Raw genomic sequence first — 11,368 nt, 5'->3', positions numbered from 1 at the left:
CCATTCTTCGTCCGACACATCCGTTGGGTATGGCCTGCGTTTTTTCATCCTGCCAGGATACCAGGTCCGACAAAAAGTGCCTAACACCCTCTAGTGTCGCGACACGCGTGAACTGTCGTCGAATTCGGGGCGCAAGCCATTGTAAACTCGGGCGGCTTCGCCGAAAATCGGGGGATGGAAAAATACATCGTTACCCTGACAGCTGAAGAAAGAGATCAACTCGAAGCGATTGTGAGTAAAGGTTCGCACCAATCCCGCAAGATAATCAACGGGCTCATTCTGCTGAATTGCGATGCGTCTTCCTTCCTTAAAGCCCTGGCGAAAAATAGGCTGGATCATCCCGCCGCAAGCAAATGCGGAGTTCGTAGGCGTGGGCAATGTCCTGTACGAAGCGAGCCCATTGCACTTTAGTGCGTGATTCGGTGACTTTGGTAAAACGCCGCCCGGCTAGCGGTTCCGATGCCATGAAGACATTGCACACGCCGCAGCGCTCGTACTCGTAGTCCTCACGCGCAAGACGCCCCGGTGCCGCCTTGATCGGTTCGCGAGTCTGGCTAATCAACTGCCGGGGCGTTTCGTCCATACACACCACGGGGTGCGCTGCGTCGTAGGGGCGGTGGTAGATATCGAGCACGTTTTCCATGGCGGCTATCCGGATGCGCCGGGCCAGACACTGCTTGATCATCACATCGAGTTCGATCTCGGCCATGTTCAGCCAACTGCGATGTTTGGGTGTGTAGACGAACTCGAAGCGATCCCACAGCGCTTTGGCCTGGGACGGCGGGAAGGTTTCGTAAAGGGCCGCGGCCGTGTGGGTGTTCAAGTTGTCCATCACGAGGGTGATTCGTTGTGCTTCAAAGGCCGGAGTCACGCTACGCCTCGCGCCTATTGCGTCGATCTTGCAAGCTAGCCGCGCTTTCAAAGCTTGAACTGGAATGATACCGACCCGCTCAAACTGGTCCGACGCAAGCCTGTCGCATTTACCAGCGGATAACGTTGCAATATTGTTTGCAATCCGGTGGGCGCCAACATAAGACATTCCCTGGCAAGCCAACGGCGTTCAGTCCATGCCGAACGCCGGAGGCGACTCAGCTCTCGATCTTCTTCGCCAGCACGGTATCCCGGCATCCGGCGGCTCTGTTCCAGTACAGTTCCACGTTCCCAAACCCATTGTCTTCGAGCAATCGGGTCAGCGCTTGAGGAGTGAAGTTCTCGCCGCCCTCTGTGAGAATCTGCACATAGAGGCTCATCAGCGTTGGCAGGATCGGTCCGGAGAGGTCATCGTCCAGAAGCGTCTCACTCACCACCAGCACGCCATCTGACTTGAGGTGAAAGTGAGCGTTGGCCAGCAGGCGGCTTTGATAGTCGAGACTCCAGTCGCCAAGTACTGCAGATATCAGCACGATGTCGAACGCGTCGGCCGCGAAGGGGAGAGTGGAGAAGATATCGCCCTCCTGACAGGCGATCTGGTCGCTGAGCACATTCGAAACGACTTGTTCCCGTGCGTAGCTCACTGCCTTCGCCAGATCGACCAGGGTGATCTGGCTTGACGGCAAGGCCTTAGCGAGTTCGATGGCGACTTGTCCACCACCGCCACCAAGGTCCAGAATGCGCAGCGAGCTGGACGCGTTGCCCCGCTCGGACAGGGTCTGCGCAAGGCGCGCACCGGCCCCTCGGCTGAAAGTGTTCATCGCTGCCATAAACAGATTGAATTCACGCGCATTCTTATCAAGCTCGGCGTAGAACTCATTGTCCGTAGCCGCCTGTTCGTCCAGTCGCAGCAAATGGGAAATCGGCGCCTCACGGCGCAGCGAATCGCTCAACTGGCCAAATAGCGGATAGACATGCTTGCGGTGGTGCCCGATGGCAGCGCAGAGGTTGCTAGCGCTATGCAGTGACAATAGCTTTTGTGCGTCGGGGGAATTGTAGAACTGTTCACCCGTCTGCCGGATCAAGCCAACAGACAAACAGAAAGAAATCAGCTTCTGCGTTTGCTTGCGAGATATCGCGCTCAACTCCGCTAATTCTTGCAACGTCAGGCCCGGGCGTTGGTCGAGACTGGTGAAGATATCCAACTCCACGCAACTAAACAGAGCCGCGGAGAGCATGTAGGCGTTGACGAGTGTATGGACCAGCCCTTCCGAACTGGATAGTGTCCCACGGAAATCAATGGTTCCCTGATTGGTCATGTTTTCACTTGAAAATCGTATCGAGATATGAGAGTGTCCGGGCCGGAGCGTACTTGAAGGCTGCGCCCTGGCCGAAGGCCAGGAGGTGGAAAGACGGCGGCCACCGCCCGGTTCCCGGAGACGTTTCGCCGGGGTACGCGTCGGCGGAACGAACGGTGATCAACCGAGCCGTCGATACCGGTACGCGCAGATAGCCTTGCAGGTGGCGCACTGCTGCATCCACCTGCTGTCTGCCGCGATCCGGCAAATGATCGGGGTCGACGTCCCAATCAGCTTGCGGAATGCCGAAGAGAATTCCTCCGCTCGCTGTAGGCCGCGCATGGAAACCGCTCTCGTGCTCGACCAGAAATGGCAAGTCATAAGCTAACGGTGACTTTTCCATGTAGTGGATGGTGACGGTCCGATTACGTACCAGCTTCGGCAGGCCAAGTTGCGCCAGCAGCGTGGGGGTCCAATAGCCAGTGGCCAGGATGACATGTTGGGCGGAGTATCGCGCGCCGTCGGTCCACAGGTGATGATGCCCAACGCCGCACTCGGCCCAACGCCGCACGGGCGAACCAAAACCCATTCGCACACCGAGGCGGTTACAGTGTTCGATAAGCAGACGCCAGACGTGCTGGGAATCTCTGAAACCGGCGCGAGGGTCTTCAATAACACAATCCATCGCTCGCCAGTCCAACCCTGGCCAACGGGTCTGGAGTTGTGCCGGCGAGAGGACTCTGAAGCCTCGCTGCTCGGCCTCTGCCGGCAGTCCTTGAGCATCCCGCGAGGATATGCCGTAATAGCTCGGACAGGCCCGGAATCCAGCGCCCAAGTCAAGCCGGGAGTAGAACGCATGACTGTCTTCCACCCAAGCTGAAATCTCGGGATGTGGGTCGTAGAAGCGAATGCCGGCACCCGAGCTGAGCGTTGCATTGTCCGGCGCCTGTCGCTGTTCCAGAAGGCCGACACGTAATTTTCGCTGGGCCAAATGAAAGGCCGCACACAGACCGACTATCCCAGCCCCGATGACCAGTACGTCATAGTGCTCACCCGGCGCGCACAATCCACTCATCCCAGCAGTTCCCTGGTGACGTTGGGCATCAAACAGGCCAAATGCTCATGCAGCTTCACTACAGCACCCGCCTCGATGAAGAGGCTTGTCCGGCGCTCATCTGGCGCGGCGCCGTCGAGATAGTGCGCACTGGTGAGGCGTTGGAAGTGACTGATGCTATCGATCAGTTGCTGAACCGCATTGGCATACTGTTTGACCGTGTAGCTATTCGGAGCGCTCAGCGTATTGAGCAGGTGCTGCTCATGCCGCGCGAAGAACGCAGCGTACTCTATCTGCAAACGATTCCAGGAGCCGGCCTCGACTGGTGCCACCCCTCCGCTGAATCGATCCAGACGTGTCTGATGACAGGAGGACAGCGTGGAGAGTCGTTCACTGCACTCAAGGCGAAAGCGTTCGAACTCGTCGGACTGATAGTTCTCGCGACTGGCCTCCGGCCGCTTCAGTGAGAGAAAGAAGCGATACCAGTCAGTGATTTGTGCAGAGGTGAAGACATCGTTGGCCCAGATAGCATGACCGCGGCTTGTGGAGAACTTTAGTTGCTCGAGCAACAGAAATTCGTTTACGGCAAAGGTGATCTTCAGCCCGCGAAGCCCTATGGCGGCGAGAATTCTAGGATAGAGATACGCGTAGTAGAAGGAGTTGTCAAAGCCCATCAGATGTATAACTTCGAAGTCGGCCTTGTTTAGTCGCTCGATCGCCTGTTCGACGTTCGAGGTTTCTTCGTTAAAGACGGCTTTGTAAAGCGCGGCCACGTAACCCGCTGCCATCTCGATCCATGCCAGATACGTCTGCCCGGCGAGCATCGGATACTGCGATGCGATGCCCCAATCGCCTTGAAAGGTAACGACGTAGTCGTCCATGGGTCGAGCATCTTGAACTTGCAGGTATGTCGCGAGCTTAGGTGGCATGTTGATCTGGAAGGCTGCCTCAGCAAAGAGACCGCGACACCGTTCGAGATCCAGAACGCCCTTTGGGAACTGCCGTGATACCGGTACAGCACCGCACAGGTTACAGCACAGATTGCCGAGATCATAACTGTTGTTCGGGCTGCCGCAGTCCTCGCAAACACAGCCGTTGGAGGATGCCCCGCATGAAGGGCAGGAGCCTTTGGCAAAGGCATCGAACACCTCCACCCGACAGTTGTCGCAGTACGCACTGCCGTTGAGGTGGATACGTAGAATGCCTTTATCCAGCAACAGGCGGATAAAGTCATGGACGAAGGCGACATGAAATTCGCTGTCGCAATCGTGCACCGCGTCATACTCGATGCCTGCACGTTCAAACGTCTGCATGATGGACTGCGTGTAGCGCTGATAGACGTTCTGAGCCGACACATCTCGCTGCCGGGCCTTCAGGTCGACATATGACTGGCTTTTGTCAGTGCCGACGATCAGGTGGGCAATCTTGCCCTGACTGCGCAGGTGACGCCGAATGATGTCGGCCGAGATGTAGGGGCCAGCGATGTGGCCGAGATGGAGGTCACCATTGGGTGTGGGAGGCGGGGTGAAGACGACATACCGGGTGCTGTCGTCAGTAACTGGCTCGACCTTGTCATCCCACCAGATGCTTATGAACTGGACGTCTCCCCCTGCGTCGGCCTCAATGGCATGCTCGGAGAGGGGGATGATATAGACAACGTCACCAGTGGAAATATCCGATCGCACGTCATCCTGCACGAACGTACCTGCGCCTTGAAGAATGATGAAAGTCTCATGTTCGTGGTGCCGGTGCGGTTTGCTTGCGGTACCGGCTTTGACTGTCACGCAGGCAGAACCGAAGGGCGTCTGCAGGGGTGGGGCAGGATAGATTCGCTTGAGCTGAGCACCGTATTCATCGCTGATCGCAAACTGCTCGTGTTTTCTTATGGCTTGCATGCCTTCACCCTGCTGACGCTCTGTTTTAAGTTAATGAAATTCGAGCAAGGCGTCTTCGAGGCAGAGACTCGGTCCACCCGTGAATGACGCTCCCGTTGATCCGTTAAATTTCCAGTTGCAACAGATCTTCCAATGTCTGGCGGCGGCGAATGAGTTTTACTGAGCCATCGTCCACCAACAACTCAGGCAGCAGTGGCCGGCTGTTGTAATTGGAGGACATACTGGCGCCATAGGCACCGCAATCGTGAAAAACCAGCATGTCATTGACATCAACTTCCGGTAAAAGCCGCTGTTCGATTTCCGCCGTGGCCTGCTGCGTGAAAACGTCTCCTGCTTCGCACAAGGCGCCCGCGACGACCGTGGGACGAAGCGTCGCGGTCGACAGGTCGGCGTGATTCCCGATGGCGGAAATCCGGTGATAGCTGCCATAGAAGGCCGGGCGCATGAGGTCGTTGAACCCCGAGTTGACCAGCACGAAGTGATTTGCTCCCACCTCCTTGTGTGCACGCACCTCCGTTACCAGACACCCTGACTCGGCTACGACTATCCTTCCGGGTTCGATCTCCAATGTCACCGGATGCCCCAGGTGTCCCTCTATCTGTCTCCGGGCCCCATCCCAGAGACGGTAGTACTCGGAGACATCAATCTGCGGATCAGTATCTTTGTAGGCAACGGGTAAACCGCCTCCGGCCGAGATCGCCTGTATATCGAATGGACAACGACGTACCTGCTCGATCATCGCCGAGCAGACTCGCTGAAGATGCTGGTAATCGACACCGGAGCCGATGTGCATATGCAATCCAACCAGGTGCAATTGGTGGATCTCGATCAGGCGATAGCACTGGTCCAGATATTCGTGCCAGTTGCCATGCTTACTACTTTCCCCGCCCGTGTTTGTCTTGCGGCTATGTCCATGGCCGAATCCAGGATTAATCCTGAGCCAGACCCTGTGTCCAGGGTTGGCTGTGCCAATCTGCTCGAGCATCTGAGGCGAGCCGGCGTTGACTGGGATATCCAGTTCGATCACTCGCGCGATGGTGGCTTCGTCCAACACATCGGATGTGTAGACGATCTGCGCCAGTCCATCGACATTGCGAAACCCAGCGCGGTGCGCCCGCTCGATTTCTCCGAGCGAGACTGCGTCGACCAACACGCCCAAATCCTTCAACAACTTGAGGATATGGATGTTCGGGTTGGCCTTCTGGGCATAACGGACAGTGTCGAACACCTTCAACTGCTCGACGCGTCGGCGGATCGCTGCCGCGTCGTACACCCAGTACGGCGTATCAAACTCCGCAGCAAGAGACTTCAGCAGTTGCGTACTAAATGCGCTCACGTCGATGGATGTCCGTATTGTTGTTCTGGTGCAGACAGTTCGTACCAGATGAAGGATTTGCGTGATTTCTTGATCACGTTCCACGTACCTCTGTAGCCGGCCGGGAACACCAACTGCATGCCTGGTCGGAAGTGGACGACATCACCAGATTCGTCCTCGATTTGAATTTCTCCCTCAAGAAGATGGGCAAACTCGTGTCCCGTGAAGTTGACCGTGAAACTGCCTTCGTCACACTCCCACATGCCCACCATGAACAGGCGGTCGTGACTTTCAAAGTATTTGTGGAAGGTCTGGACCGGAGCGCCACGGCGGCACTTCTCTGGCGGCGTTTTCACCCGTGTGACGTCAGAGGCCGGCACGGCCAATGAAATGATTGAACGATTATCCAGCATTATCTGGCCTTGTTAAAGATCGCCAGGTTCACACCTGCTTGATGTCGAACAGCTGAGTCGACAGTCTGGCAGTCTCGGTCATGAAATCCGGCACGGTGCTCTGCTGAGTCGGCCAGAACCATTCGACGTGCCCTTCGCGCGTCTCGAAATTCTGCGAGTTCAGCACCGTTCTCTCCCCAACCCCTTTGTAGAGGCTGATTTCGTGCACCCCAGCCGGGAGCTCGATGGGGTTTATTTTCGCGATGCTGCCCGCGGCGGCCTTCAGGAACGCCACTGCAGCCGTGCCTTTGCGTCTGGCGACTGGAAGCTCATCCCAGAGATTTAGATAACTGCGGGCGTGCAGCGCGTAGAGGTCAATATCAAGAGCGCGATAAACCAGGTCGATGATCCGGTCGCCCGCGGGTCGGGCGCCAACCTCGATGATGTAAGGGGCGCCGTCCACCACTTTAATTTCCACATGCGCGACTCCCCGATCAATGCCCAAGGCCTCGCACGCCTGAGCGGCGGTAGCGCGCAACCTGTCGTAATCTGTGCCGTCGTAGGGGACCACATGGCCCATCTCGGCGAAGTACGGGCGCGGGGACAGTTGCTTGTGCGTCACGGCGGCGGCGCGACAGGCTGACGGCGTGCAGAACACCTCGACAGACACCTCTAACTCGCTGTCGAGGAATGCCTCCAGGTGAATCCGCTCAGGATTGATATAGAGGATGTCCTTGTAGCGGTGCAGCAACTCTGCCGCATCGGCCATCGCCAGCTTCAGTTCCTCCTCATTGCGTACCAGTCGCACGCCACCACTGCCACCAAACACGCTAGGCTTGAAGATGGCTTTATCGCCCTCCTTGAATTGGTAGTGGGCAACTTCGTCGTTTACTGCCAGCGTCTCTGCCACCTTCAACCCGGCTGCGGCCAGGACGTCCTTCATTACCAGCTTGTCGCGGCAGCGGAGGATTACCTCGTCAGAGAGGAACGGCGCGCCGTAGTGTCGCGCAATCGCAGACCCAGCTTCGAGGACGAAATCGTTCACTGGCACCACGGCGGCAGGAGTCGATCCAGTATTGCGTTCATAAGCCTGCACCGCTCCCAAGGCGCGCGCCGGGTCGAGCAAGAACGGGCTGACGATGTAATCGTCAGCGAGACTGGCGGCCGGCCGCCGCCTCTGCGCCAGTACATCACCTGGATATGCCAGAATCACCACCGGCATGTTCAAGGCGCGCGCCGTGCATAGCACCGCACGTTCACGCATCGGTAAGTCGGCGCCGATCAGCAACGCATAACGATTTTCCGCATTCATGGGTGAGTCCTCAACAAGAAGAAACGAGACTGTCTCGACTGGACCGTTCAGGCTGGATCGGCAATTTCGCCGTCTTGCGCAAAGCGAGTGGCAGATGCCTGCATCAGAAGCCCAATGGACAGCACGATCATCAGGAACGGCAGCAGCCACGCGGATTCGATTGCGACCAGTTGCACAATCAAGATTAGCAAGAGGACCGGCGTGGCCAATGCATTCGCCTGGCTGACACAACGACCAACAGCGGCTTCACTGTAGCGAAAGGCAATTGCGGCACGGATATGCACTCGTATGCCGCCGAACGCCATGCCCAAGATCAACAAGCTTATCGCTTTCGGCAGCAAACTGTCGGCAACCAGAAGCCATGTACCTATGGCGGCAAAGGCGAGCGCGACCAGGCCCGACAGGAAAGCGATCAGGCCTTTGCCCAGCGCGCCAAGGATAATCAGGAGGCCGATAAGCGCCATGCCCAGGCCGAACGCTGCATCGAGAACGCCCAGTTCGAACAGGGCCCACCCATTCTTTGCCACATACACCGGCAGCATGAAGTTGAACGCCCCAAGCGTCGGCCAGATGAGAACCATCGGGACGAAAACGGCCAACGGCAACCGCGGTGCTGAGACCGTGTCCTGAGTTCGTTCGGCAGCACCGGTATTCCCGTTACGCGTATGGCAAAGCATGCCGACTAGCAGGAACACCGCCGCCAAAAGAACGGAAAAACCTAAGCCTCCCAGTATTGGCGTAAACCCCGCGGCGAGGAGCGGACCGACCATCAGCGCCGCCTGGCTGCTGGCCGTGGTCGCACCGCTGATGCGCCGGACGAGCGCCTCTGGGACCCCGCGCTGGACTTGTGTGAACCACATATCGAGGCTTGCCTCCAGCAACATGAAGATCAGCCAGATCATCAGGTTCGCCGCCAGCAGCGCAGCCGTGCTATTTCGGCTCACCCCCGCGACGACGCTGAGCACCGCCAGACATCCCAAAAACCCGACGCTCATTTGCCGGCCGTTCATTCGTGAGGAGAAGCGGCGGACCAACGCTGGTGTGATGAACGCCGGAATGAACGAGCAGAAAATTGCGAACGCCAACGGCAGATAGCCGCCTTCGTGCTGATTCAGGATCGTCCATGTCAACGACACTAACAGCGCCCCGGAAGCCAGCCGATAGGCCGTGGAGCAGAAGAGGAAAACGCCACCTTCCCGGGTTAGCCCTTTCATCCTTCGGCCTCCGGAGTCAGCGGGTCGGTCACGCACTTTTTCACGATTTCGCTGCTGACTTCGTGCGCACGCCGCGCAATCACTGATAGCAAGGTATCGCTCAAACCATGCGTGCTTTCGGACATGCCCTGGACGTAAATGCCAGGATAAAAATTATCAAGGGTCCTAATAGCATAATTGCGACTCAGATGCGGTCGATCAGGCTGTCCGAGCCAATAGCGCCTGGTATTTTTCAATAGCTCGATACTATTTTTGCGACTATACCCGGTTGCACAAATTATCACGTCAGCATCCTGCTTTATGACCTCGTCTTCCAACGTAGATTCCAACACAGCCGTCAGGCCATATTCGGATTCATCCAAAGCGACCAGTCGACTAAATTTCAATACCCCAAAGCGGCCTTCTTCGCTGGAAACAGATGCCTCATACTCATCTCTATAAAGGCTTTGTATAATCTCCTGGTCCACCACCGAGTAATTCGTATCAAAATGCTTACGCAGCAGGTTCCGGCGACTTGCTTCGCCGAGCCCATAGACACGATCCACCATCTTGTTATCGAATATCTCGTTTACGTATTCGCTCTCGTCCGCCTGCTTGAAACCAATACCACTGGATACAACCCGTATGTCAGATTTTATGAAATTAGCAATGAGGTATTGATAGATTTCCGCAGCACTTTGCCCGGCTCCCACGACCAGAAAACGGTACGCCTTGTTGTTGTCGTATTTCGAGATCTTCTCAAGGAAACACGAAGCGTGGAAGACATGCGGGCTGGCACTATCTACAGGCATGACGGGCTCGCCGCCGATTGCAACGGCCAGGTTTCGGGTCCGCACAGTGCGCACTTCTTCGCTATGTGTGTTGCGCACGTGCAGATCGAGGCACCTCACCTCACCGTTACCCACGACCGGCACCACTGCCTCGACCCGTGACGAGTAACACGTGAGATGATTGAAATGATCTGCCACCCAACGCAGGTAATCATCAAATTCTCTTCTGCTCGGATTGAAGTCACGCAAATTTGCGAACGTAGTCAGCCGCTTATGTTCGTGCAGGTAATTGATGAAAGTGTAACGACTCCGTGGGTTTCTCAGAAAGCACAGATCTTTCATAAAGGAAATCTGCATCCTGGAACCTGGCAATAGCATTGGATGATGCCAACCGTGCTTTTCCTTGGCCTCAAGAAATACAATTTTCTTGTCGTTTATTTGCTCGCGGTAGTCTTCCTGAAGAGAAACCGCCAATCCGATATGGGAAGGGCCAAAGCCTATACCGACCAAATCTTGCACATCCATGCGTAAACCCCGTTAAGCGGGCTCCTTTAAAAATCGACGCGGCGACCGTCTTATTTAAGGATACCAGGAGACTGGCAGACAAGCGCAACGGAATCACCAAACCATCAATCGCAACCACGCGGGGTATGTTGGCGAAGGCAGCAGAGTTGCTTCTGCCAGCGATTTTACTAACTTGAGCTCAAACATTGAAATATCAATCGTTGAGAGCCACTTTCAAATCTGATATACGTCGGCCCGTTGGGCAAGAAGCTGTCGCGAAATTACCCATAGAGGTCTGTTAAGGAAGGTCTTATGTGGACGCCTCCCGGATTGCAAACAGTTCCACGATGTTGACTGGCAGGTTTAGGCAGCACGCTTATGTCGGGTAGCCGCCGTGCATTGCTGCACAGCGGCCCCCTCAGAACCGTGCATGCACCTTTTAATGCACACGGCTCAAGCCATAGCGTTATACGGCTTTGTCACGTTGCCGATCACGGGACGAGTCGTGTTCAGGCAAAATAATCGCTCAGAAGACAGCAGACGGATTCTGGGTGAGACCGGTGAAAAGACGCCAGGCTTCAAACCGGGTCGCGAGCTGCTTTCGATAAAGCGAAGCGCGCAGCAGATGACGCTTGAGCGCGAAGTGTTGCCGGATCGGACCGAAGCACGACAGGAACGCCTGCGTGCGCCCGGGCAGGCGGAAACCACGTATACGTCGCTCGCGTTCACGCGTGGGCTGATGGC

Annotated in this window: 8 protein-coding genes and 4 pseudogenes; 1 reads left to right on the top strand and 11 read right to left on the bottom strand. The window is 56.5% G+C overall.

Features of this window, described 5'->3' with window-relative positions; all coding sequences use genetic code 11:
* Window positions 1-174: 174 nt before the first annotated feature.
* Window positions 175-306 (top strand): annotated as a pseudogene (locus HDG39_RS34005) (IS630-like element ISCARN102 family transposase); the annotation flags it as partial.
* Between the two features lie 7 nt (window positions 307-313).
* Here the strand turns inward: HDG39_RS34005 and HDG39_RS34000 are convergent.
* The 11 genes and pseudogenes from HDG39_RS34000 to HDG39_RS33950 form a co-directional block, all read right to left on the bottom strand.
* Window positions 314-652: pseudogene (locus HDG39_RS34000) on the bottom strand (transposase); the annotation flags it as partial.
* Between the two features lie 3 nt (window positions 653-655).
* A pseudogene (locus tag HDG39_RS33995) lies at window positions 656-853 on the bottom strand (transposase); the annotation flags it as partial.
* Window positions 854-1,088: 235 nt separating this feature from the next.
* Window positions 1,089-2,189 (bottom strand): methyltransferase, encoded by a 1,101-nt coding sequence (locus HDG39_RS33990; protein ID WP_184012601.1) that lies wholly within the window; start codon window positions 2,187-2,189, stop codon window positions 1,089-1,091.
* Between the two features lie 4 nt (window positions 2,190-2,193).
* On the bottom strand, window positions 2,194-3,243 hold the full coding sequence (locus HDG39_RS33985) for an NAD(P)/FAD-dependent oxidoreductase (protein WP_184012599.1): 1,050 nt from the start codon (window positions 3,241-3,243) through the stop codon (window positions 2,194-2,196).
* Window positions 3,240-5,117 carry a class I tRNA ligase family protein gene (locus HDG39_RS33980; RefSeq protein WP_184012597.1) on the bottom strand — a complete coding sequence of 626 codons (1,878 nt, stop codon included), beginning with the start codon at window positions 5,115-5,117 and terminating at the stop codon, window positions 3,240-3,242. Before HDG39_RS33980 ends, HDG39_RS33985 begins: the two co-directional genes overlap by 4 nt.
* A 103-nt stretch (window positions 5,118-5,220) precedes the next feature.
* On the bottom strand, window positions 5,221-6,453 hold the full coding sequence (gene lysA, locus HDG39_RS33975; protein ID WP_184012595.1) for a diaminopimelate decarboxylase: 1,233 nt from the start codon (window positions 6,451-6,453) through the stop codon (window positions 5,221-5,223).
* Window positions 6,450-6,845 carry a cupin domain-containing protein gene (locus HDG39_RS33970; protein WP_184012593.1) on the bottom strand — a complete coding sequence of 132 codons (396 nt, stop codon included), beginning with the start codon at window positions 6,843-6,845 and terminating at the stop codon, window positions 6,450-6,452. Before HDG39_RS33970 ends, lysA begins: the two co-directional genes overlap by 4 nt.
* A 28-nt stretch (window positions 6,846-6,873) precedes the next feature.
* Window positions 6,874-8,136: an ATP-grasp domain-containing protein gene (locus HDG39_RS33965; protein ID WP_184012591.1), complete on the bottom strand. Its 1,263-nt coding sequence runs from the start codon at window positions 8,134-8,136 to the stop codon at window positions 6,874-6,876.
* A 47-nt stretch (window positions 8,137-8,183) separates the two neighbouring features.
* Window positions 8,184-9,350 carry an MFS transporter gene (locus tag HDG39_RS33960; protein WP_184012589.1) on the bottom strand — a complete coding sequence of 389 codons (1,167 nt, stop codon included), beginning with the start codon at window positions 9,348-9,350 and terminating at the stop codon, window positions 8,184-8,186.
* On the bottom strand, window positions 9,347-10,645 hold the full coding sequence (locus HDG39_RS33955) for a SidA/IucD/PvdA family monooxygenase (protein ID WP_184012587.1): 1,299 nt from the start codon (window positions 10,643-10,645) through the stop codon (window positions 9,347-9,349). The genes HDG39_RS33960 and HDG39_RS33955 overlap by 4 nt, the downstream gene beginning before the upstream one ends.
* 505 nt (window positions 10,646-11,150) lie before the next feature.
* Window positions 11,151-11,368, bottom strand: a pseudogene (locus HDG39_RS33950) (IS6 family transposase); the annotation flags it as partial.

Source organism: Paraburkholderia lebeckiae (assembly GCF_014201005.1).
GTDB classification, from domain to species: domain Bacteria; phylum Pseudomonadota; class Gammaproteobacteria; order Burkholderiales; family Burkholderiaceae; genus Paraburkholderia; species Paraburkholderia tuberum.
This window is presented reverse-complemented; position numbering and strand designations above follow the sequence as displayed.

Coding starts and splice junctions, on each gene's coding strand:
- HDG39_RS33990 (WP_184012601.1), bottom strand. CDS start 2,189: ATGACCAATCAGGGAACCATTGATTTCCGTGGGACACTATCCAGTTCG.
- HDG39_RS33985 (WP_184012599.1), bottom strand. CDS start 3,243: ATGAGTGGATTGTGCGCGCCGGGTGAGCACTATGACGTACTGGTCATC.
- HDG39_RS33980 (WP_184012597.1), bottom strand. CDS start 5,117: ATGCAAGCCATAAGAAAACACGAGCAGTTTGCGATCAGCGATGAATAC.
- HDG39_RS33970 (WP_184012593.1), bottom strand. CDS start 6,845: ATGCTGGATAATCGTTCAATCATTTCATTGGCCGTGCCGGCCTCTGAC.
- HDG39_RS33965 (WP_184012591.1), bottom strand. CDS start 8,136: ATGAATGCGGAAAATCGTTATGCGTTGCTGATCGGCGCCGACTTACCG.
- HDG39_RS33960 (WP_184012589.1), bottom strand. CDS start 9,350: ATGAAAGGGCTAACCCGGGAAGGTGGCGTTTTCCTCTTCTGCTCCACG.
- HDG39_RS33955 (WP_184012587.1), bottom strand. CDS start 10,645: ATGGATGTGCAAGATTTGGTCGGTATAGGCTTTGGCCCTTCCCATATC.